This window comes from Limosilactobacillus sp. WILCCON 0051 (assembly GCF_039955095.1).
Taxonomy (GTDB): Bacteria; Bacillota; Bacilli; order Lactobacillales; family Lactobacillaceae; genus Limosilactobacillus; species Limosilactobacillus allomucosae.
Window position 1 is genome coordinate 1,368,421 of the sequence record NZ_CP154878.1, and the last position, 24,253, is coordinate 1,392,673.

Consider the following 24,253-nt stretch of genomic DNA (forward strand, 5'->3'; position numbering starts at 1 on the left):
GGTTAAAACGCCGCCTTTCCCAGATCAGCCTGGGCAATGGCTTTGGCAATCGGCAAGTCGGCATCGGCCCAGTGCAGCTGCATCAGTTCTGATTGATCGCACCATTTGACCTGACTATGAGCAATCAGATCAAAATGATGCGTGTCCAGTTTGGCATAATAAACCGTAAGATGAATCTCGCCAAAATCATATTGCTTGATGGCAGTTGGCGCGGCCTGGCTGCCGACTTCGATCTGATCATTGAATTCTTCTCTTAGTTCGCGCTTTAAGGCTGTCTTGGGATCTTCGCCCGGCTCAATCTTGCCTCCGGGAAACTCCCATAACGCGCCTAAAATCCGATCATCGCTGCGCTTGCTTGCTAAAATCTGGTGCTGCTCATTTAAGATGGCTGCCCCAACAACATTTATTTTTTTGGTCATGTTTACTGATTCCTTTTTGCATAGATTAATTTCATTATAAAGCGCGCCAATATAATGATCCAGCGACTTTTTATTCTTCATTTAGAAAGCGCTTGTATTAAAATGAAATTAAAAAATTATCAGAATTAAACTTGCTATTCTTTTTTTTCGGTGATATATTAATGCCAATGAAATTTACGAGTGGTCGTCAAGTAGAGCTGCACCTCAGCGTTCAGAAAACCGGTGGTCGATGCGAACCGGACAGGGTGTCTGCTGCGAAATACCCGACAAAATAAGCCCGTACGGATTGGGCCGGTACCGTTAGCAACTGGCAAGAGTGAAAAGCTGTCGTTGACTCTTTTCAGTTGGGTGGTACCACGTTTAGGCGTCCCGATTAGATTTAATCTAGTCGGAGCGCCTTTTTATTTGCTCGAGGGGGAGAAAAATTATGAAACGATATTATAGTCATTATCTACAATCCAAATGCCGTTAAATAAATCAGCTTAAAACATGAGGTGTCGATAATATGACTAAGAAAATTGAATTTAAAGAATCTGTTGCAATCCTGTTGATCATGCTGGTTATCTTGGGCAGTGGCGTAATTGGCTTCGGTCTTTCGCCACAGGTACCGGTTTTGACCGTGATCGCGTTCCTGGTCTTCTGGCTGGCCCTGCGCCACGTATCTTGGGATGACATTATGAAAGGAATTACCAAGGGGATCTCCACTGCCATCATTCCCATCTTTATCTTTATTCTGATTGGGACTTTGATTGCCGTTTGGATTCAAGCTGGGATCATCCCTTCACTGATGGTCCTAGGTTTTCATTTAATCAGTGCCCGTTTCTTCGTGCCATCCGTCTTCATTGTCTGCTCACTGGTCGGCTTGGCAATCGGTTCTGGATTCACCACCGTTTCGACCGTGGGAATCGCCCTGTTTGGGATGGGATCAACTTTAGGCGTTAACCCAGCTTTAACGGCAGGGGCCATTATCTCCGGTGCCGTTTTTGGTGATAAGATGTCGCCGCTTTCTGATTCGACCAACCTGGCCTCGGCCGTTGCTGAAGACGACCTGTTTGATCACATTAACAATATGATGTGGTCCACCATCCCCGCTTTCTTGGTTTCTTTGATCGTCTTTTTCTTCTTGGGCCAAAGCAATAAGGGAACGTCACTTGCCAGCATCGCTTCAGTCAGTTCCACATTAACCAAACACTTTGCCGTTTCCTGGTGGGCGGCCTTGCCAATCGTTTTGATGTTTATCTGCGCCTGGAAAAAGATGCCGGCCATTCCTACCCTGTTTTTAAACATCATCGTTTCAACCGTGATGATCTTTATCAACAATCCACAGCTGGGTGTCGCTAAATTTGCCACCCTGATCGAAAGCGGCTTTGTCTCCAAGACCGGTAACAAGGCCGTCGATGCACTGCTGACCCGGGGCGGCATCTCCAGCATGATGGGGACCGTTTCTCTGATTATCATGACCTTGGCCCTTGGTGGGATTCTGATGCACATGGGAATCATTGAAAGCGCCATGAAGCCTTTAGTAGCTAAATTAAACAAACCAGGCCGTCTGATCACGGCAACGATCTTTGCGGGAATCGGCGTCAACCTGTTCGTCGGCGAGCAGTACCTTTCCGTCATCCTGCCTGGGAATGCCTTCAAGCCAGCCTTTAAGCGCATTGGTCTTTCCCCGTTGGCATTGAGTCGAACGCTGGAAGACGGGGGCAGCGTCATCAACTACCTGATTCCTTGGGGCGTGGCCGGTTCATTCGTTGCCTCTGCCCTGGGTGTCCCGGTATTGGAATTCCTGCCATTTACCCTGTTTAGTCTGTTGTCGCCACTTTTCTCAATCTTGAGCGGTTTTTCAGGTATCGGTCTCAAATGGCAGCCTGGTCACGGACCAAAAGCATAATAAATATGAAGAAAACTGCCGAGTTGATAATCAGCCCGGCAGTTTTTTATTGAGAGCACCAGGTCAAGATGACTTGATGCCTACATATATATTGGAGGATTCTTGCAATCTGCCATTTTTTTACTTTAATGGCCAGCTCGATTAAATCCTAGACAAAACCGCCAATCGTATGGTTAAGATCGATCTTGTCGTATGGATTGCGCATAATCATCTGCTCATTGGCAAACGCCAGAATCCCGGCCCGACCTAGTTCACGACCATAGCCGGAATTCTTGACCCCACCAAACTGCAATTCAGGAATCGAGCCCCGGAAGTTGTTGCAGTAAACGGCACCGGTCTCAATCTTGGATGCCACTTCGGCTGCGTGCTTGGAATGACCGGCAAAGACTTGTCCACCCAAGCCATAGTGCGAGTCGTTGGCCAGCTTGATGGCTTCTTCTTCGTCAGCCACCTTGTAGACAACCCCGACTGGACCAAAGAATTCTTGGTAGTAGGCTGGATTGTCGCGGGTAACGTCGGTCAGGATCACAGCCGGCATCCAGAAACCGTTTGGCGTTGGCGTCGGCGCGTCAAGATTACCATAAGCCAGAGTAGCCCCATGTGCGATGGCGTCTTTAACCTGCTGGTGCAGATCATCAGCCGCGCTCTTAGAACTTAGCGGTGCCAAGGTCGTCTTAGGGTTCATCGGGTCGCCCATCTTAGCCTTGCTGAATTCTTCTTTCAGCATTTCCAGGAACCGGTCGTAGTTCTTTTCCGTAACGATAAACCGCTTAGCTGAGGTACATTCTTGGCCAGCATTGAACAGCCGGGCCATGTAGAGAATCTTCTTGATGTCATCCAGGTCAGCATCATCCAAAACAATAAACGGATCCGAGCCGCCCAGCTCCATCGTGCTCTTCTTCAAATACTTACCGGCTTCAGCAGCAATCTTTTGTCCCGCTCGTTCAGACCCAGTCAAGGCAACCCCGCTGACTCGTGGATCGGCAATGATTTTTTCAATCTGATCATAGGTAACGAACAGGTTAACCAGAGATCCTTCCGGCGCGCCAGCTTCCAAGGTGTACTTTTCCAACAGTGAAGCCGTGGTCGGAACAGAGCTGGCCTGCTTGAACATAACTGGGTTGCCCAGCATAAAGTTAGGCGCAAACACGCGCATGACTTGGTAATATGGGAAGTTCCAGGGCTCAACCGCCATGATGACCCCCGTTGAATGGTATTCGTAGTGTGCGTCACCCATGATCGTGTAGACGCGCTGTGGCCGCAGCAAGTCCTTGGCATTATCGGCATACCAGTTGGCAATCATTGCTGACAGAGCAACTTCAGCTTTTGCCTCGCCAAAAAGCTTCCCCATGTCTTGAACCATTGCTTTTGCCAGTTCATCTTGATGCTTCATCAAATTGTCCGCAACTGCGTGAAGGATCTCGGCCCGGCCGTCGAGTGGTTGATTGCGCCATTCGTGGTACAGAGCATCGGCTTTTTGCAGCTTGTCTTCCACGTATTCATCACTCTGATTTTCATAAGTCTTTTTCAATTCGCCCGTATATGGGTAGATTGATTGATAAGCCATTATTGAAAATACCCCTTTCTTTAGCAGCATTGAACTTGATAAACGATTATGCGTCTGGCTTTGAAATCGTTTACGACTCTATTTTAGTCAGAAAATTAAAAATGTCACGTATTAGCGATGATTTAATCAAATTTTGTCCTGATATCAGAGCACTGTTTAGCCCAAAAACATTGATGTAATGGGATTCTATAAGTTTTAATTTTTATTTTTAATCAAATGATCATTTGTTCATAAATTCACATCAATTACGATTAGCAGTAAAGGTCAAAATTAATCCCGATCCATTTAATGATATTGACACCATTATTAGCCGTTGTTTGCCTACTAGATTTAATGCGAATCATTATTGCCTAACATTTTTAATGCCGAGAATGATTATTATCACCGCATGAAGCCAGTTTTGGGTCAACCACCAACTGCTGTCGTAAAAGTTAAGCTGCATCTTTCAGCTGACGATCCAGTCGCAATGATTAGACGATTAAATCTTAGCTAAAAAAGTTTCTCGAAATATCTCATAATGACATCAACCACCCGCTGATTCGTCAAGCTCGCAAGCATGTTGTGTCAAATGCCATAACTCAAATCAATGAAAGTCATGCGATTCATTGATTTAATAGTGCATCACAAGGAGCATTAGCCAAACAGCCATGGAAGAATGAGCCGATCGTCAGTTTGTGAAGAAAATCAGGTTTGACAAGCTGGCAGCCCGGAAACTACCTACTATTCCTTGGTTTTTTACGGAAAGTAGGTAAATGTATATTCGACCGGCCCAACTTTACCTACCATTGACGCCTTTTGCCAAAATAGTAGGTAAAGATGCATATTTTGAAGCTGATTGGCTCAGACCGACTTTGTGAACTACCTACTATTGGGCAACTTTTTTCAAATAGTAGGTAATGTTAGGTGTACCTAACTCGATATACATTAATTTTTACCTACTATGCATTGGTTTTTCGAAAAAAGTAGGTAATGAGATTTTTGTCATATGTATTATGCAAAATTATTTGCATAATACGTGGTGATCACCATTTCTTTCCCAAGGCGAGCCGTTTAACGCCAAACAAAAACCGAGACACAGTCGGGATCTTCCCTTCCGTATCTCGGTTTTACGGTTTCGCCATTTCACACATTGATCATTGGCATTTTACATTTCAAATTAGCTCAGTCCTGTTCTGCTGACTCTGAGAAAGTGATACTGAGGTTAGGAAGTTCGTCCGCAAATAAGACTGATCCAATCAGAATGCAAATGTCGCAATCACCAATCTGCTGCCCACTATGCCAAACCGCTTATTGATAGCAGTTGAAAAACTAGATTCAGCACGACACCGCTTGATTACAGCAGTTGAATGCCAGCTTTTTCGCACTTTTCACGCATGTCTTCTGGCCAGATGCTTGCCTGAACCTCGCCAACGTGTGCCTTGCCCAACAGCAGCATGCACAGCCGCGACTGACCAATCCCGCCACCAATCGTGTATGGCAGTTCATGGTTCAACAGCATCTTGTGGAATGGCAGTTCGGCACGAGCTTCTTCGCCGGCTTCCTTAAGCTGGTAGCGCATTGCATCTTCATCAACCCGAATCCCCATGCTGGATACTTCCAACTTGCAGTCAAGCGGTTCGTACCAGAAGATAATGTCGCCGTTCAAAGACCAGTCATCATAGTCAGGGGCGCGGCCATCATGAGGCTTGCCGGAACGACGCAGCTTGTCACCGATCTTCATGACAAAGACACAGCCGAGTTCCTTGGCAATGCGATCTTCACGTTCCATTGGCGTCAGATCTGGCCAGCGATCCTCCAATTCCTGCGTCGTAACGAAGTGAATCTCATCTGGCAGATGGTGAACGGCTTGCGGGAACTTGTACCAGACTTCATGTTCCATGTGCTTGATAACCTTAAAGATTTTTTTAACCGTGGCCTTTAAGGTTTCTTCGGTTCGTTCTTCTTTAGCGATCACCTTTTCCCAGTCCCATTGGTCAACGTAAATGGAGTGGAAGTTGTCCAGATCTTCGTCTTTGCGGATGGCGTTCATGTTGGTGTAGAGGCCTTCATGCATCCCAAAGCCGTACTTCTTTAAGGCATAGCGTTTCCACTTGGCCAGCGAGTGAACGACTTCAATCGTTTCGCCTGGCAGTTCCTTCATCGTGAACGAAACTGGCTGCTCTACCCCGTTCAGGTTATCGTTCAAACCAGTTTTCTTTTCGACGAACATTGGCGCACTCATCCGCTGCAGGTTCAATTCGCGTCCAATCTCATCTTGGAAGGTTTCACGAATGTAGCGAATAGCGGCTTCGGTCTCACGGACTGACAGCTTTGGATCGTAGTGTTCTGGAATAATCAGACTCATAATAAAAAATCTCCTTGAAACTTAGACTTGAGGACAAAATAAAAAGCCTTTTGTCCCCGTAGTTTCATGGGACGAAAGGCTTTATTCCGCGGTGCCACCCAAGTTGTCCAGAGATATCCAGACCGCTTTGATCAGAGCACAAACATGCTCCATCGACTGTAACGTGTCGAAAACGTCTGAGCCTACTTTGGACGAATCCATTTGGGTCAGCAACGCGGGGAAGTGTTTTTCGCTGCATCAGGGTCGGCCAAGTTCCCATTATCCTTGGCTCACTTTACGAATGAAAACAGCTACTCGTCTTTCTCATGGTTTTTCAAAACTGTTTGATTGTTTTTTATTTTAATCCATTCTTATTTTTTTGCAAGTAGTTTTTTAATTTTTTAATGGTTTTGATTAAAATCGCTAAGCTGATCAGCCACGCAGCTACTTCCAAAACATCATCATAATCATCAGCACGACGGCAATGATCACGACCAGATTCATAAAGAAGCGCGGCAGGCCTGAATGGTGATGACCTCTTTCATAAGCCTTTGCCTGTTCTTCTTGAATTTTTTTGAGCCGCTTGCTGGCATGCTGCTCGACGACATTATCAAGTGAATCATCGGGTCCATGGTGATTGATTCTGTGTGTTGCCATCTAAAATCAGCTCCCTAATCATTTTGATTTTCAAATGATAGTCTAAACGAAATATACAACAACCTCTCCATCTTCATTCAAGGCTACCGTACTTAACAACAGGTTGCGAATCGCTTCTTGAGTAACCGCATCAATCATTTGTTTGAAACGTTCATACGCCTTTTCATGATAGACTGCCATTGGATTGCGCTGCAGCAGCGTCCACGGCTGGACCAGCGTTTTTAAATAGCCAAGATAGGCCACCTGGTCAACCCAGCAGTCATCCATTGCCTTAAGCAGTGCTGAACGATAAAACTGATCAATCTGCTTGGGATCAGCAATTGAGTCTTCAATCTGATCTAAAATCTCATTGGTCCGGCGCATCAGATAACCTTTGACCGCTGCTAGATCCTGATAGTTCAAGTCAGCAGGAATCTGGGCATCATCATAAGTTATCCAATGATTAACCATTGCCTTTAAATGACCATAATCCCAGCTTGAACGCTTGCTTAAAATTACGTCAAAACCGTGTTCCATCCAGTTAAGCGCGGTCTTGCGATAGTCACTAGCGTTCATGATGGCATCCCGCGATTCATAAAAAGCCATTCGCTCCAAGCGCATACTGTTCTCATAACTGTACATTCGCGCGCGGGTCTGGCGCTGACTGACCATGACCTTATCACGTAAAAGCAGCAGCGACAGCAAAATACGAGGATTGTGCAGACGGTGAGGCTTGGCCTGGTGGTTGAAATGTTTGATGTGGCGGCGATAGTATTTGCGAATCACGGGACTGCTGTTTTGCGAAACAAAATTGTCTTCCAGCGAAATGAAAAACCAGCTGTCGCCCGGATCTCCTTGGCGGCCGGCTCGCCCCTGCAGCTGCTCAGCAACGCGCGGATCAAGCATTTCAGTACCAATTACGGCCAGACCGCCCAATTTGGCAACGCCTGGGCCAAGCTTAATGTCGGTACCGCGCCCCGCCATGTTGGTTGACACGGTTACGGCATTTTTTTGTCCCGCGTTTTTAATAATCGCGGCTTCGTTGGCTTCGTTACGTGCATTCAGCAGGTTATGCGGAATCCCGCGGTTGAGCAGAATCTCAGAAACGATTTCCGAGTTTTCAACCGAACCGGCAATCAGCAAAATCGGCCGCCCTTTTTGATGCAGCTTTTCGGCTAGCTTGATCGCTTCAATCAGTTTTTCGCTGGTCGTAAGATAGACGCGCGGCTGATGATCTTTACGAATGTTTTTACGGTGCCGCGGGATCTGGACGACTTTCATCTTGTAGACGTCAATAAACTCATCGGCTGCAATGCGAGCAGTCCCCGTCATTCCAGCAACGTTGTTAAACAGCCGAAACAGGCCTTGATAGGTAATTGAAGCAACGGCCTGCCGATTATCAGAAATCTTGACGCCCTCTTTTTGTTCAACGGCCTGCTGAATCCCGGTGTTGACCTTCATTCCGCGCATTAAACGGCCATTCGCCTCATCCAGCAAGATCACTTCGCCATCCTCAACCATATAGTCGTGCCCACGCTGCTGAACGAAATGCGCCTGCAGAGCCAGACTGATGTGTCGATACAATTCACGGTGCCGGTCATCAAAAAGACCTTTAATTCTGAACCACTGCTCCGCTTTTAAAACACCTTGATGAGTCAGCCAGGCCGATTTATGGTTCCGGCTGCGGCGATAGTCGGTTCCTGGCTCCAGACTGCGCACAAACTCGTCAGTCAAGCGATAAAGATTTGACTGCAGTTCCGGTTTGCTGGCAACCACCATTGGCGAATTGGCCCCGTCTAAAAACACCGCGTCGGCCTCATCAACGATCGCATAGTTGTAAGGTCGCAGATATTGATCTTCGGGCCGTGAAGCCAGATTATTGAACAGATAGTCAAACGCCAGTGTGCTGCCGGTCGTGTACAGAATATCGGCTTGATACCATTTTCGCTTGTCGGCAACGGTTGCCTGATTGCCCGACTCATCATCGGGATCAAAACCAAGACTGCAGGTCAATCCCAGCCATTCATACAGGACGCTTAATTCTTCTTGGTCACGCTGAGCCAGATAGCGACTGGGCGTTACCAAAATTGCTCCTTTGCCGGTTAAACCGTTGAGATAAAGAGGCAGGGCCGCGGTCAGCGTCTTGCCTTCCCCAGTCTTCATCTCGGCAATCCAGCCATGATGAAGAACGATGGCCCCGATCACCTGTACGTCATAAGGATACATCCCCAAGACGCGCCTGGCTGCCTCACGCGCGGTCGCAAACGCCATTGGCAGCAGACTGTTTAAGGATTTGCCGCCCTTGAGCATTTTACGCATGCGCGGGGTCTGAGCCTGCAGTTCTTGATCGCTCATTTCCCGCATCATTGGCGCCAAGGCATTCACCTTGGTCAGGATGTGCCTGGCACGCTGCAGTTCAAATGAAAATGCCGTCGTTCTCACCTCTTTAATTCATCTTTAATCTGATTCAGCGTCTCTTGAATTGGTACTAATTCCAAGTGCTTAAAGAAATGGCCCTCACTGCCGGTCATTTCATAATTGCTCAGCCGATAATCAGTCAGCATGACATCCGCGTCAATCAGCCATCCTCGCCAATAAGGGCTTTTCTTAACCAATTTGCGCACGACCGGATTTAAACGATGAGCCGTACTGATAAAGTTTATGCGACGTTCTTTCAGATTTTCAAAATAAGTCAGCAACTCACTGTCAACCTGATCGATCTCCTGCCAGGCAACCACCATCAAGGAAAGGTTCGGCACGTCATGACTTTTCTTGATTTCTTCACTGGGAATCATTGCCGTTCTAAGTGAGCGCAGCAGCATAATGTTGATTGGCTGTTTTTGATCGATTTTTTTAGGGGCATAAAACATCAGATTGCCAGTCTGTTCAGTAAAGGCATGCGTGAGTTCCAGCCGCCAAAAGGTAATTGAACGACAGCCGCCATTGATCAGCTGCACCTCATAACGAGTCGCCGCATACGGATAGGTAAAGTTGAGCTGACAGCCATGCGCGATTTTCTGGTCGATAATCTCGCCTTGGATATCATAAAAAATGATTCGCAGCATTACCGAATCAGCCGGCTTGGCAATATACTTGGCCTTGATGCGATACTCGACCCCGCCACGCAGAATCGGCAGCTGGGGCACGAAACGGCTGGCTTGATAGTTAACCGCTGAATACCACGAAATCATTGCTCGTCCTGGTGCCATCCACTCGTTTTCAAAATGGATCACCTGATTATCGTAGGCATCGATTCGTGAGCCATAACGATAGGTGGTGTCATTTTGCGGCAGCCAGTAGATATAGTTGATAATTCGCATCGACTCACCTCCCAAAATCATGCTGCAGAATCTGACGATAGCGCATCAAAAACCATTGCAGCATTCCCGCGCTGTCATCATTGTGACGTCCAGGCAGACTATAGCTGTTCAAGCGATTGGCCCGAGTCAGCAAATGGCGGCTTAAATCAGCAAAAGCCGTGGGATCATAATCATCGTTTTCCATATAGGCAATACTGAAATTGGTTTTGGTCAGGTCTTGCTGATCCATCAGCCGCAAAAGCATCTCATCATCAACAACCTGTCCATCTGCCTCAATGGCGCGCTTGATATCAAATGCCGTCTCAAATTCATCGGGACGGGCCAGACGACTGCGCGTAGCAATTGAATCCAGATGCACCAATGGCTTAGCCGCAATCACCTCATGCACGCCCATCAAAGCGCCAAACTTAAGCGCACCATACGTTCCCATTGAGATTCCCGATAGAATCAGCTGCTGACGAGTAAAGCCCAGCTTCTGCAGATACTGATCGATTACTTTAGGGATGGCTTGATTAAAATACTCGCCCGTATAAAACTGGCCACCTTCCAGCCGGGAATCGGTAATCAGCAGATATGGCGCATTTAAGCGACGCATCATAAAATATCCTTCAAAGCTTTTTTTGGAGTGATAACCGGCAAAGTATACGCATAGCGGCGGTTTAAGATCACCAGGATTAAAGTAGTAGGCCAGTTCCTCTCTCGTCTTGGGATCGACTAAGCTCTGCCCCCCATTCAGATAAGTTCCCAGGCCATAGCGCGTCCACCGATACTCTACGTTGCCCAGACTTAACCGACCATAGCCGCGGACATAGATGGCCATCGTAATGTATTGATGATCGTTGGAAATCTTTGTGTCAACGATCTGCGGACTCTTGAGCTGCTCTTCGGTAAATTCAAAAACGCGCCGCTTCTCGCCATAAACAACGGCAAATCGATATTTCAGCTCCACATCGGCATCTTTTTGAAACTGGGGCCAGACTTCCAATTGACGACCCGGATCAACGTAGATATTCTTGCGTGAACTGGCCAGTGGCTGCCAATCCGGCGTATGAATCTGCATCTCCACGCAAGATGAATCCTCATAATGGATCATATCGCGAAACTTACTGTCAAACATCAATGCCGCCGGTGTCAGACTAATCCCCTGCTGACCAACAAAATAGTAATGCTCAATATTGTTGATAAACTCTTGAATCGGCATAGTCAGCTGCCGCGCCGCCATTTTTTGCAGAAAGGCTGCCAGATGATCGTCTTCAATCGCCAAATCCACAGTCTGAATGACGTTATATGGATCGGTGCGCTGCTGTAAAAGTTGCCAGTCAGCCGGTGCCAAGGCGACGGATTCTGAAATGATTATCAGCTGCAGTCGGGCTTTAGGGTCATCTAAACAACTTAGATCGTTAAAATACCAGTTTAAAGCAGCTGGAATCTGATAAGCCGTCTGCCAATTATTTTTTCCAAGCTGTAAAACGTTAAGCTTCAAAACGTGCACACCTCTTCCAAAGCAATTGCCAATTATGCAAAATCCGTTTTCCTGAATAGTTGTTGATCTGCTGAACCGCGTCAACCCGCGCTCGATTCCAGTTCTCCATGCTGCCCAAATAAAACTGCAGAGCTGCGGTTAGATCAGCAACGTTGGCAAGCAGCAAGCCATTTTCATGATCTCTTATCAAGTCGGTTTTGATCAGATTGATCTGTGGCAGACCAACGCTGATTGAAGCCATCTGAACGTATGAATCCGGGTTGTTGCCCAGATCCACGACTACTCGGACTTGATCTAACAGCTGCAGCAGGTCGGTCGTCTGTACGATTCTTTTGGTGTAGATCGGTATTGGCTGCCAATGCTGCTGTTTTCCCATCCGTGGGTCAATATCTTTATCAACCAAATCCGGATTGGACGTCATCTGCTCTTCTTCTGGATCGATCAAAAGCCGGGGATGGTTCTGAGCGATTTCTTGAGCGATTTGGCGAGCCTGACTCAATAACTGCTCATCATAGGCCGCAATCTGCAGCCGCTCGCTGTTTTGATTTTGATCAACCATTTCCATGAGCTGAGCTAAGCCTTTTCTTAAATTCAACGTTGTCGTCTGCTCACTGACAAACAGCAGAATCGTCTGGGTCGTGTATTCATCGCTATGACCAAGACTAAACTGTGAGGCAAACGTTGGCAGCAGATAGGTCTCAATTTGATCGCCCATGATTTTATGTACATGGCGATCTGCAGCCTCTGAATCCGTGACGATCGTTAAATCAGTTCGTCCATTCATCGGCTCCCAAAAGCGATCATTGGCATGCCACTGACTCGCCTGAATAATCGTTTTAAAACCATTAAACTGTTTTAAGTCAATTATTTGCTGATCATCAGCCGTTAAGACGATCTGGTCGCTATCTTTATCAAGTCGTTTTTGGATCAAATTGGCAATTGCTTCATTGATCAAATCGTGACGGCTGGCATAATCTGACTGGGTAAAATCACCCTGATACCGTGAATTGATATGACAGCGACCGGTTTGGGCATCCTCAATTACGCGCCACTCACCATGCAGATTAAAGAAGATCGTTTTTTGCAGCTGGTTCTGTTTATCAAACGTTTGGATGCTTGAGACAAAGCCACGCGTATCCATAATGATATCTTCTTGATGATAGCCGTTTTGCCACCGCTCAATCCGCAGAATCTGACCAATATTATTGAACAAAAGACGTGCGATATGTTCATCATTACAAATAGCGTCTACACTGAACGGTCCATACTCAAAATAGGTTCCCTTAGGCCAGTTGAAGTCCTGGATATCCACGATTCGGCTGTTGTCTTGCAAAGCAGTATCTTGAATCCAATCGAAGGCCGCCAGCGTATCAGTCGGCGCAACCCCTTCTGCATTCAACTGGGTAATCAATTGTGGCTTATAGTCCCCAATGATCAAGCCATAATCTTCATCAGCGTGATTCATGATTCGCATATTGCCAATTGCATCATCAAAGGTAATATTTTGCTGAGTGGAGGCCCAGTCGCCAATATCAAGATGCCAAGACGGAACAAAATACTTCATATGCTTTTTAAGATCCCTTCTTTAAGCTTCTGATAACGTTTAGGAATCGTCAGCTCATTAAGCATTTCAACCAAGGATTCCATAAACAGTACCATCATTACGATTGAAATCGGCAGTGCATATAGCGGCTGCCAGATCTTAGGAGCTAATAGACTACCCGCAATCTGCAGGCCAACCAGCAATCCCAAAACCAAAGCACTGAAAAAGTTAAACAAAACCAGGCGTCGTCTGATGAAACGCCGCGTTGGCTTGCCAATTTCTACCCCAAGCAGGTAATTACCACTATGCCGCATACCCTTGGCGATTTGACGTGGACTAAGCATGACAAACGCAAAGAAATAGTCGATTAAAAACGTCATTACGATCGCAAAGCCAATCTGAAATTTAGGACTGCTCCAAAAGGCCGGCATTTTAAACAACGATGCCACCAGCGAAGGAATAACCAGAAAAGACATCCCCAGCATAAAAGTCATCATCGTTCCTAAATTAAAGCCAATCGGAAACACAGTCGGCTCAATCTGACTTGGTAATGAAATTTGGATCTGTTTGGTTTCATAGTGAGCCGCATGGAAAATGATCGTCAGCCAGGCAATCAACAGGCTGCCGATTATCAGTGCCGCCAGCAGCCAGATTCCATTTTTCATTTTCAACAGCTGACGACAAGGCAGAACCAAACGATTCATATTGGAATGCAGCATATTGCCGACGATCAGGACCACCATGCCACCAATACCGTAAATCGTAGTCACATTGCCCAGCCATTGAACGAACATCGCGCCGGCCGTCAAGGTTACGATAATCATCAAAACCTTCAATAAATGATCACTGCCGGCTGCCAGACTAAAACCATTGGCAATAATGGCTGCTTCAATCAAGGCAAAAAGCAGCGACAAAAAGTTTTGCAGATACATCAATTGACGCTGTGATATTTCCTCGACGATCGACCATTTCATCATTACCAGCAGCTGAATGATCATCATCGCGGCCATATAAGGACTGAATCCCAGTGAAAACAGCGATAAATCCGGCAGATTGGCACCAGTCAAGATGCTGAGCATACCCATATGGTAATGACGAATCATGGTTTGGTATTCAACTGTCATCTTAACCAACGGAATCGGTATCTGATTGCCCAATGAATAGACAATAATTGCCATCACCGTGAAAAGCGCTTTTTTTAGGAATCCTTTTGTCGAAACATTTAATTTTTTTCTTTGCAAATCTCTTTCCTGCACTTTCTAGCCAAATTATTGACGTTTACCAAAACCTAGCATCGTCTTTAAAGTGTTCAAAAGTCCAGAATTACGCTGCTGAGTTTGACTTGACGTTGCACTGACGGAAAGCGAGTTCGTTGTATCAGAAAGCTGCTGAGCCTGGTTATCACTCATCGAATCGGCAACTGCCAGTGTCTCCACGGCGCTCTGCTGAGTCGTGCCATTAATCGAGCTGCTGCCTGCGTCCAGGTTGCTCTTAGATGCCGAAAGCAGACTGTTAAGCGAAGTCGAATTACTGATTGCGTTTGATGAGCTGTTTGAACGTGAGGCAAACATGCTTTCATAAAGCGTCTGACTTTCAGTAGCCGAAACTTCCAAGCTCATTGAATTTGAAGCACTCAACGATTCAAAATTGCTCTTGGATGCTGAAAGCTGGCTGTTAAGCGAAGTTGAGTTGCTGATTACGTTGGACGAGCTGTTTGAACGTGAAGCAAGCAGGCTCTCATAAATTGCCTGACTCCGTGAAGCCGACTGCATCATGCTTAGCGAAGCTGCCGTTGACGCGCTTTGCGAACTCTGAATTGGGCTGGACGTACTGTTGACGTTAGCTGAAGTTGATGAAGTTGCCATCGATACAGCAGCCAACCGTGTCATAACTCGATTCCGGGCCGTGGTACTGGTCGTTGCTGCAGCTACACTGGCAGAAGCGCTAGCAGACGTTGACTGACTTGCTGAGTTAGCAGCCGTCACGGTTGATGTCGAGGCACTGACGGAATTAGCAATACTCGTTGAAGTTGCGGTACTTGTTGAAGCTGAGGTGCTTGTTGATTGGGAAATGCTCATCGATTCGGCAGCGGAATTACTCGTTGATTCCACAATCGACGTCGAGGCAGAGTTTGAGCTGCTGATTGAAGCAGATTCTTCACTTTCGCTCAACGACGTGCTGGTTGAAGTTGAACTACTGGTTGATCCAGACACACTGGCTGATGTCGAGCTACTGGTTGAAGCCGCCGCAGATTCACTTGCTGAGTTGGCCGCAGACGTTGAAGTCGAGGCTGACTCGGAAGCTGAAGTGCTGGTTGAACCCGAAACCACTGCTGAAGTGGATGCAGAAGTACTAGTTGATTCCACAATCGACGTCGAGGCAGAGCTTGAGCTGCTAATTGAAGCAGACTTTTCACTTTCGCTCAACGACGTGCTGGTTGAAGTTGAACTACTGGTTGATCCAGACACACTGGCTGATGTCGAGCTACTGGTTGATCCAGATGCACTTGCTGATGCCGAGCTGCTCGTTGAAGCCGCTTCAGATTCACTTGCTGAGTTGGCCGCAGACGTTGAAGTCGAGGCTGACTCGGAAGCTGAAGTGCTGGTTGAACCCGAAACCACTGCTGAAGTGGATGCAGACGTACTAGTTGATTCCACAATTGACATCGAGGCAGAGCTTGAGCTGCTAATTAAAGCAGATTCCTCACTTTCACTCAACGATGTGCTGGTTGAAGTTGAACTACTGATTGATCCAGATACACTTGCTGATGTCGAACTGCTCGTTGAAGCCGCTTCAGATTCACTTGCTGAGTTGGCCGCAGACGTCGAAGTTGAGGCTGACTCGGAAGCTGAAGTGCTGGTTGAGCCAGAAACCACTGCTGAAGTGGATGCAGACGTACTAGTTGATTCCACAATTGACGTCGAGGCAGAGTTTGAGCTGCTGATTGAAGCAGACTCTTCGCTCTCACTCAACGACGTGCTGGTCGAAACTGAACTACTGGTTGATCCAGATGCACTGGCTGATGTCGAGTTGCTCGTTGAAGCCGCCGCAGATTCACTTGTTGAGTTGGCCGCAGACGTTGAAGTCGATGCTGACTCAGAAGCTGAAGTGCTGATTGAGCCCGAAACCACTGCTGATGTAGATGCAGACGTACTAGTTGATTCCACAATCGACGTCGAGGCAGAGATTGAGCTGATAATTGAAGCAGATTCTTCACTTTCACTCAACGATGTACTGGTTGAAGTTGAACTACTGGTTGATCCAGATGCACTAGATGATATTGAGCTACTCGTTGAAGCCGCTTCAGATTCACTTGTTGAGTTGGCCACGGACGTTGAAGTCGAGGCTGACTCAGAAGCTGAAGCGCTAGTCGAGCCAGAAACCACTGCTGAAGCGGATGCAGACGTACTAGTTGATTCCACAATTGACGTCGAGGCAGAGTTTGAGCTGCTGATTGAAGCAGACTCTTCGCTCTCACTCAACGACGTGCTGGTCGAAACTGAACTACTGGTTGATCCAGATGCACTGGCTGATGTCGAGTTGCTCGTTGAAGCCGCCGCAGATTCACTTGTTGAGTTGGCCGCAGACGTTGAAGTCGATGCTGACTCAGAAGCTGAAGTGCTGATTGAGCCCGAAACCACTGCTGATGTAGATGCAGACGTACTAGTTGATTCCACAATCGACGTCGAGGCAGAGATTGAGCTGATAATTGAAGCAGATTCTTCACTTTCACTCAACGATGTACTGGTTGAAGTTGAACTACTGGTTGATCCAGATGCACTAGATGATATTGAGCTACTCGTTGAAGCCGCTTCAGATTCACTTGTTGAGTTGGCCACGGACGTTGAAGTCGAGGCTGACTCAGAAGCTGAAGCGCTAGTCGAGCCAGAAACCACTGCTGAAGCGGATGCAGACGTACTAGTTGATTCCACAATCGACGTCGAGGCAGAGCTTGAACTGCTAATTGAAGCAGATTCCTCACTTTCACTCAACGACGTGCTGGTCGAAACTGAACTACTGGTTGATCCAGATGCACTGGCTGATGTCGAGCTGCTCGTTGAAGCCGCTTCAGATTCGCTTATTGAGTTGGCCACAGACGTTGAAGTCGAGGCTGACTCGGAAGCTGAAGTGCTGATTGAGCCCGAAACCACTGCTGAAGTGGATGCAGACGTACTAGTTGATTCCACAATCGACGTCGAGACAGAGTTTGAGCTGCTAATTGAAGCAGATTCCTCACTTTCGCTCAACGACGTGCTGGTCGAAACTGAACTACTGGTTGATCCAGATGCACTGGCTGATGTCGAGCTGCTCGTTGAAGCCGCTTCAGATTCGCTTATTGAGTTGGCCGCAGACGTTGAAGTCGAGGCTGACTCGGAAGCTGAAGTGCTGATTGAGCCCGAAACCACTGCTGAAGTGGATGCAGACGTACTAGTTGATTCCACAATCGACGTCGAGACAGATACAGAATTCGAGCTGCTTACCGATTCGGAATCACTTGTGGAAGTTGATTCACTTTCACTGGCCGATTCTGACTCAGATTCGCTGGCTGACTCGGACTCAGATTCACTGATAGATTCGGAGTCGCTTGTAGAGATTGACTCACTTTCGCTTTCTGACTCAGATTCATTGATTGATTCAGACTCGCTTTCTGACTCGGACGTTGATTCTGATTCAGATTCCGATTCACTGATAGACTCAGAGTCACTTGTAGATTCTAACTCACTTTCACTCAACGATTCGCTTGCCGATGCAGACTCTGATTCGGACTCGCTTGTAGATGTCGATTCACTTTCTGATTCAGATTCCGACTCGCTTCCTGACTCAGACTCAGATTCACTGATTGATTCAGATTCGGATTCGCTCGTTGATTCAGACTCAGATTCAGATTCACTCGTAGAAGTCGACTCACTTTCACTCAATGACTCGGAGCTGCTTACTGATTCCGACTCGCTTGCTGATTCTGATTCGGATTCGGATTCACTGATGGATTCAGAGTCGCTTGTGGATGTCGATTCACTTTCACTGATTGATTCAGACTCGCTTTCTGACTCGGACGTTGATTCTGATTCAGATTCCGATTCACTGATAGACTCAGAGTCACTTGTAGATTCTAACTCACTTTCACTCAACGATTCGCTTGCCGATGCAGACTCTGATTCGGACTCACTTTCGCTTACTGACTCGGACTCGGATTCACTAATGGATTCGGAGTCGCTTGTGGATGTCGATTCACTTTCACTGATTGATTCGCTTGCCGATGCAGACTCTGATTCGGACTCACTTTCGCTTACTGACTCGGACTCGGATTCACTGATAGATTCAGAGTCACTTGTAGATTCGGATTCACTTTCCGATTCGCTTTCTGACTCTGACGTTGATTCTGATTCAGACTCTGAGTCACTTTCACTGATAGATTCGGAGTCGCTTGTAGAGATTGACTCGCTTTCACTCAATGACTCGCTTTCCGATACAGACGTCGATTCGGATTCACTAATGGATTCTGAGTCGCTTGTAGATTCTGACTCACTCTCACTTAATGATTCGCTTTCCGATGCAGACTCAGATTCAGACTCACTGATGGATTCTGATTCACTTGTAGATTCTGACTCACTCTCACTCAATGATTCGCTTGCCGATGCAGACTCTGATTCGGACTCACTGGCTGATTCACTTTCCGATACAGACGTCGATTCGGATTCACTGATAGACTTAGAGTCGCTTGTGGAGGTTGACTCACTTTCACTCAATGATTCACTTTCTGACTCTGACGTTGATTCAGATTCGGACTCGCTGGTTGACTCACTTGTTGACTCGGAGTCACTTACGGAAGTCGATTCACTTTCACTCAGCGATTCACTTTCCGATGCAGACTCGGATTCGGACTCACTGGCTGATTCACTTTCCGATACAGACGTCGATTCGGATTCACTGATAGACTCAGAGTCGCTTGTGGAGGTTGACTCACTTTCACTCAATGATTCACTTTCTGACTCTGACGTTGATTCAGATTCGGACTCGCTGGTTGACTCACTTGTTGACTCGGAGTCACTTACGGAAGTCGATTCACTTTCACTCAGCGATTCACTTTCCGATACAGACTCGGATTCGGACTCACTGGCTGATTCACTTTCCGATACAGACGTCGATTCGGATTCACTGATAGACTCAGAGTCGCTTGTGGAGGTTGACTCACTTTCACTCAATGATTCACTTTCTGACTCTGACGTTGATTCAGATTCGGACTCGCTGGTTGACTCACTTGTTGACTCGGAGTCACTTACGGAAGTCGATTCACTTTCACTCAGCGATTCACTTTCCGATGCAGACTCGGATTCGGACTCACTGGCTGATTCACTTTCCGATACAGACGTCGATTCCGATTCACTGATAGACTCAGAGTCACTTGTAGATTCTAACTCACTTTCACTCAACGATTCGCTTTCCGATGCAGACTCTGATTCGGACTCGCTTGTAGATGTCGATTCACTTTCTGATTCAGATTCACTGATAGATTCGGAATCACTCATTGAAGTCGACTCATTCTCACTCAATGACTCGGATTCACTTTCACTAGCTGATTCAGATTCAGACTCACTTTCGCTTACTGACTCGGATTCGCTGGCTGACTCGGACTCAGATTCACTTTCTGATTCAGATTCCGACTCGCTTCCTGACTCAGACTCAGATTCACTGATTGATTCAGATTCGGATTCGCTCGTTGATTCAGACTCAGATTCAGATTCACTCGTAGAAGTCGACTCACTTTCACTCAATGACTCGGAGCTGCTTACTGATTCCGACTCGCTTTCTGATTCAGATTCCGACTCAGATTCACTGATGGATTCGGAGTCGCTTGTGGATATCGATTCGCTTTCACTGATTGATTCGCTTGCCGATGCAGACTCTGATTCGGATTCACTAATGGATTCAGAGTCGCTTGTAGATTCTGATTCACTTTCACTCAGCGATTCACTTTCCGATGCAGACTCTGATTCGGACTCACTGGCTGATTCACTTTCCGATACAGACGTCGATTCAGATTCACTGATAGACTCAGAGTCGCTTGTGGAGGTTGATTCACTTTCTGACTCTGACGTTGATTCAGATTCGGACTCGCTAGTTGACTCACTTGTTGACTCGGAGTCACTTACGGAAGTCGATTCACTTTCACTCAACGATTCGCTTTCCGATGCAGACTCAGATTCAGACTCACTGATGGATTCAGAGTCACTTGTAGATTCTGACTCACTTTCACTCAATGACTCGCTTTCCGATGCAGACGTTGATTCGGATTCACTGATAGACTCAGAGTCACTTGTAGATTCTGACTCACTCTCACTCAATGATTCGCTTTCCGATACAGACGTCGATTCGGATTCGGATTCACTGGCTGATTCAGATTCAGACTCGGATTCACTCGTTGACTCAGATTCAGATTCGGATTCACTTTCCGATTCGCTGGCTGATTCACTTTCCGATACAGACGTCGACTCAGATTCACTGACTGATTCAGATTCCGACTCGGACTCGCTCGTTGATTCAGACTCAGATTCAGATTCACTTTCCGATACAGATGTCGATTCGGATTCACTGATGGATTCAGAGTCACTTGTAGATTCTGATTCACTTTCACTCAACGACGTGCTGGTTGACTTTGAGTTTTCAATTGAAGTCGATGTTGACTCAGAAGCCTTAATTGAAGTGCTCGTGGATTCAGAGATTACTTCGCTTTCACTCAGCGATGCACTGGCTACTTGTGATGCCTCAATAGACTTGCTAGTCGATGCAATTTCGCTTTCTTTTATGGATTCGCTGGTTGCTTTTGATACCGATGCCGACTCAGAAACACTTACCGATTTGGCAGCACTGGCGGATTCAGAGGCAGACTTGGATTTCAAGGCTGCTTCACTTTCACTCATCGACGCGCTAGCTACTTGTGATTCTTTAATTGAGGCACTAGTAGATGCCGCCTTACTCTCGCTCAGTGATGCACTAGTTACCTTTGAAGATGATTCAGACTCGGATTCACTTGTTGACTCAGATTCCGATTCACTGATAGACTCAGAGTCGCTTATGGAGGTTGACTCACTCTCACTGAATGATTCGCTTTCGCTAGCTGATTCTGACTCACTTTCGCTTACTGACTCGGATTCAGATTCACTGACTGATTCAGATTCAGACTCGCTTTCTGACTCGGACGTCGATTCGGATTCACTAGTGGATTCAGAGCCACTTGTAGACTCAGATTCACTTTCGCTAGCTGATTCAGATTCAGACTCACTTTCGCTTACCGACTCGGACTCGCTTTCACTTTCTGACTCAGATTCCGATTCGCTGGTTGATTCTGACTCGGATTCCGATTCACTGATAGACTCAGAGTCGCTTGTGGAAGTTGATTCACTTTCACTGACTGATTCAGATTCAGACTCGCTTTCTGACTCAGACTCAGATTCGGATTCGGATTCACTGGCCGATTCGCTTTCCGATACGGATGTCGATTCGGATTCACTGATAGATTCAGAATCACTTGTAGAAGTTGACTCACTCTCACTCAACGATTCGCTTTCCGATGCAGACTCTGATTCGGACTCGCTGGTTGATTCTGACTCGGATTCCGATTCACTGGTAGACTCAGAGTCACTTGTAGATTCTGATTCACTCTCACTTAATGATTCGTTTTCTGATTCAGAAGTCGATTCGGATTCGCTGGCCGATTCCACTTCTGATGTGCTTTCAGAACTACTAGTCGATGCAGATCCAGATGCACTTTCGGATTCAATCGTTGAGGCTGACGTGCTGATTGAGTCATATGCAGAAGTTGATTTACTCTCACTTTCGCTGCTGCTTTGTGCCCGTTCTTCTTTAGTTGAAATCAACTGACCATTCAAATCCCAACGTCTATATGTACCCTTGGTTTCAATCGTGTCAGCAGCAATATTTCCAGCAAAATCTGCATCAGTAATGACATGAGCATTAGGTGCTAAGACACTGCCAGCAAAGGGACTTTGAAATTCAATCGTGCTGCTGGTCGTGCCGAAGTTCCACAGCAGGTGGTTAGGTTCTACTTGCCAGACATTGCTACTAAGCCATTGTTTCCAATTCGAATACTGTAATTGCAGATGACGATTGATCTGAATCGTTTGGCCTTCTGGAATATCCGTCACATTGATTACCACCACCGGGCCAAAATTAGACCCAGTCAGCCCGACAATTCTAGTATTGCGTGCTCCCGTCAAATATTCATATGGAACGTTGACATAAATTCGATTATTAGCATCTTTCTTCGCCTTGGAGACATCAATTAAGTAGTCGGCATTAGAAGGATTGGCATCTATATTTGTACCAATATATCCTTGACGAACCTTCCTTGAGTCTTGATCATGCTGACTCAAGCGTTGAGCATTGCCACTAAGAATGTTAAAAATTTGTTCAAAATCAATGTAGTTGCTGCCAGCTTTATCTTGAGTAATGTCTGCATTATCGCCTGGCGAGACATGATCCATCCGATTGTTATTCACGTATAGCTTGCCATCTTTTGGATTTATTTTGGCATTAACGTCTTTTCCAAAAACAATGTGATTATAATCAGCTAAAAATGCATTGCTGCCAAGCCAGCCGCTGATTTTCTGAATATAGTCAACGTCGATGTTGGTCAGATTACCATTAATATCATCTTGGGTACCAAACTGCTGGCCGCCTTGATAATCACCAGTTGCCAAATTACCACGATAATCAGCATCAATTTTTAAATGCTTGGAAAAAGTCCCAAAAATTGATGCTAAATCAAGCGTACCGTTGCCATGATAATTTTGAATGTAGTTGTAAAAATTATTCCAATCTTTATTGAGGATACCGTCAAGAATTTCGCCCCAGGTATCATTAAATATGTGATTCCAGTCAAAAGTGTATGTATTCTTATTATTAAGATACTCATCTTCTAAAATAGTATTAGGATGAGTAATTTGATTAGACTGTTGTGCCCATAGCTGACTTAAAACAGTTTGAAGATAGTTGGCCGCGGCTGCTTGAGGATCAACACTTGCTGCGGTTAAGGTATTAGCAGACTGACTGGCTGCTGTCTGACTATAATCGGGTGTTGTCTCTGCCTGTGAGTTCTCACTTGCTGAATTGTTGACATCACTTGTCGTTGAGCTGCTGGCCGCGGTTTTACTGTCGGTTGATAGACTATTCGCCGTGGTCTGACTGCTTTCAGATGATGTGTTTGAATCACCTGCTGAATTTAGACCGTCCTCGCTACTGGTCGAACTAGTTGTTGAATTTTCAGCCGTAGTCGTGGTTGACCCGTTTTCAACCGTCTCAGATTTGCTCGTACTGGTTTCCGAAGTCGTACTGTTGGTTGAATTAAGACTATTTGAGCTGTCAGGCGAATTGCTAACCGACTCACTTTGAGTATTTGATGAAAGACCAATTGCCATTGAACTGCGCGAATCCAACGTCCGCTGCAATTGCGTACTGTCGGCCATTGCAGTCGTTGGCATCAGCATGGTTGCCCCAGCAATGGTCCCAATTGTAGCAATTGCTTTTAAGTAGTCTTCATATGAAGTTTCATCATCTTCATCAACCGAAGCCGCTTTCAAAAAGGTCCAAAAGCGTGACAACGAACTGCACCAGCCCCGATGCGTCTTATAAAGTTTTACGCGTTCAGTTTCATCAACTTTTGAATTTTTCCGGACATTTCTAGATTTCACGTTAATCTTCCTTTATGTATAAAAAATTTTACTGCCAATGAATGCTTATTAATTTTAAAAACAAGCGTGATCGCTAAATCATAATTTATAAATTGACATTTATTCATAGCAATCAAGAAGAAAGGTTTTAAATGATATTATAAATCCTCACGATTAGAAATATGTAACTAATCGCACTCTTTAAGAAACATTAAGTATATACATTTATAGTTTATGTTATCTAATGAAAAATTACCAGAAATAAATTAGGATCCTTCTTAGTTTTAGCAAAGCCAAACAAAAATCATGAGTGTTGTTTGCATAATCACCAAAAAAAATCCATTTAATGATCTATCACTTGAATACATGAAGAAAATAGCATT

13 protein-coding genes, 1 pseudogene and 1 other annotated feature are annotated in these 24,253 nt (G+C 46.0%); of the genes and pseudogenes, 3 read left to right on the forward strand and 11 right to left on the reverse strand.

Annotated features, from left to right (window positions below):
• Positions 1-2: 2 nt before the first annotated feature.
• Complete coding sequence (locus ABC765_RS06435) at positions 3-419, reverse strand: (deoxy)nucleoside triphosphate pyrophosphohydrolase (RefSeq protein ID WP_347953357.1); 417 nt, start codon at positions 417-419, stop codon at positions 3-5.
• Positions 420-924: 505 nt separating this feature from the next.
• On the opposite strand from ABC765_RS06435, the gene nhaC reads away from it, so the two are divergent.
• Positions 925-2,310: a Na+/H+ antiporter NhaC gene (gene nhaC / locus ABC765_RS06440; protein ID WP_347979993.1), complete on the forward strand. Its 1,386-nt coding sequence runs from the start codon at positions 925-927 to the stop codon at positions 2,308-2,310.
• 148 nt (positions 2,311-2,458) lie between these two features.
• On the opposite strand, the gene ABC765_RS06445 is transcribed toward nhaC, so the two are convergent.
• From ABC765_RS06445 to ABC765_RS06485, 9 genes are all read right to left on the reverse strand, one after another.
• Complete coding sequence (locus ABC765_RS06445; protein WP_006500933.1) at positions 2,459-3,877, reverse strand: NAD-dependent succinate-semialdehyde dehydrogenase; 1,419 nt, start codon at positions 3,875-3,877, stop codon at positions 2,459-2,461.
• 1,333 nt (positions 3,878-5,210) lie between these two features.
• Positions 5,211-6,221: an aspartate--ammonia ligase gene (gene asnA, locus ABC765_RS06450; RefSeq protein WP_006500929.1), complete on the reverse strand. Its 1,011-nt coding sequence runs from the start codon at positions 6,219-6,221 to the stop codon at positions 5,211-5,213.
• 64 nt (positions 6,222-6,285) lie between these two features.
• Positions 6,286-6,537 (reverse strand) — a binding site (T-box leader).
• A 107-nt stretch (positions 6,538-6,644) separates the two neighbouring features.
• Positions 6,645-6,857, reverse strand: a complete 213-nt coding sequence (locus ABC765_RS06455) for a hypothetical protein (protein ID WP_347979994.1) — start codon at positions 6,855-6,857, stop codon at positions 6,645-6,647.
• A gap of 42 nt (positions 6,858-6,899) precedes the next feature.
• On the reverse strand, positions 6,900-9,278 hold the full coding sequence (gene secA2, locus ABC765_RS06460) for an accessory Sec system translocase SecA2 (RefSeq protein ID WP_347979995.1): 2,379 nt from the start codon (positions 9,276-9,278) through the stop codon (positions 6,900-6,902).
• Positions 9,275-10,156 (reverse strand): accessory Sec system protein Asp3, encoded by an 882-nt coding sequence (gene asp3, locus ABC765_RS06465; RefSeq protein ID WP_347979996.1) that lies wholly within the window; start codon positions 10,154-10,156, stop codon positions 9,275-9,277. Before asp3 ends, secA2 begins: the two co-directional genes overlap by 4 nt.
• Before the next feature lie 4 nt (positions 10,157-10,160).
• Positions 10,161-11,648 carry an accessory Sec system protein Asp2 gene (gene asp2 / locus ABC765_RS06470; RefSeq protein ID WP_347979997.1) on the reverse strand — a complete coding sequence of 496 codons (1,488 nt, stop codon included), beginning with the start codon at positions 11,646-11,648 and terminating at the stop codon, positions 10,161-10,163.
• Positions 11,629-13,203, reverse strand: a complete 1,575-nt coding sequence (gene asp1, locus ABC765_RS06475) for an accessory Sec system protein Asp1 (protein ID WP_347963751.1) — start codon at positions 13,201-13,203, stop codon at positions 11,629-11,631. The genes asp2 and asp1 overlap by 20 nt, the downstream gene beginning before the upstream one ends.
• On the reverse strand, positions 13,200-14,360 hold the full coding sequence (locus ABC765_RS06480) for a hypothetical protein (RefSeq protein ID WP_347980934.1): 1,161 nt from the start codon (positions 14,358-14,360) through the stop codon (positions 13,200-13,202). Before ABC765_RS06480 ends, asp1 begins: the two co-directional genes overlap by 4 nt.
• A gap of 90 nt (positions 14,361-14,450) precedes the next feature.
• On the reverse strand, positions 14,451-15,047 hold the full coding sequence (locus ABC765_RS06485; RefSeq protein ID WP_347979998.1) for a hypothetical protein: 597 nt from the start codon (positions 15,045-15,047) through the stop codon (positions 14,451-14,453).
• On the opposite strand from ABC765_RS06485, the gene ABC765_RS11015 reads away from it, so the two are divergent.
• Positions 15,016-15,144, forward strand: coding sequence for a hypothetical protein (locus ABC765_RS11015; protein ID WP_376752211.1), 129 nt, complete (start codon positions 15,016-15,018; stop codon positions 15,142-15,144). The two genes, ABC765_RS06485 and ABC765_RS11015, sit on opposite strands and share 32 nt — an antisense overlap.
• A gap of 90 nt (positions 15,145-15,234) precedes the next feature.
• Entirely contained in the window at positions 15,235-22,062 is a 6,828-nt protein-coding gene (locus ABC765_RS06490) for a clumping factor B (protein WP_347979999.1), read from the forward strand.
• 1,634 nt (positions 22,063-23,696) lie between these two features.
• On the opposite strand, the pseudogene ABC765_RS11020 reads toward ABC765_RS06490, so the two are convergent.
• Positions 23,697-23,891: pseudogene (locus ABC765_RS11020) on the reverse strand (serine-rich glycoprotein adhesin); the annotation flags it as partial.
• Positions 23,892-24,253: the final 362 nt, after the last annotated feature.

Coding starts and splice junctions, on each gene's coding strand:
- ABC765_RS06435 (WP_347953357.1), bottom strand. CDS start 419: ATGACCAAAAAAATAAATGTTGTTGGGGCAGCCATCTTAAATGAGCAG.
- nhaC (WP_347979993.1), top strand. CDS start 925: ATGACTAAGAAAATTGAATTTAAAGAATCTGTTGCAATCCTGTTGATC.
- ABC765_RS06445 (WP_006500933.1), bottom strand. CDS start 3,877: ATGGCTTATCAATCAATCTACCCATATACGGGCGAATTGAAAAAGACT.
- asnA (WP_006500929.1), bottom strand. CDS start 6,221: ATGAGTCTGATTATTCCAGAACACTACGATCCAAAGCTGTCAGTCCGT.
- ABC765_RS06455 (WP_347979994.1), bottom strand. CDS start 6,857: ATGGCAACACACAGAATCAATCACCATGGACCCGATGATTCACTTGAT.
- asp3 (WP_347979996.1), bottom strand. CDS start 10,156: ATGCGAATTATCAACTATATCTACTGGCTGCCGCAAAATGACACCACC.
- asp1 (WP_347963751.1), bottom strand. CDS start 13,203: ATGAAGTATTTTGTTCCGTCTTGGCATCTTGATATTGGCGACTGGGCC.
- ABC765_RS06480 (WP_347980934.1), bottom strand. CDS start 14,360: ATGGCAATTATTGTCTATTCATTGGGCAATCAGATACCGATTCCGTTG.
- ABC765_RS06485 (WP_347979998.1), bottom strand. CDS start 15,047: ATGGCAACTTCATCAACTTCAGCTAACGTCAACAGTACGTCCAGCCCA.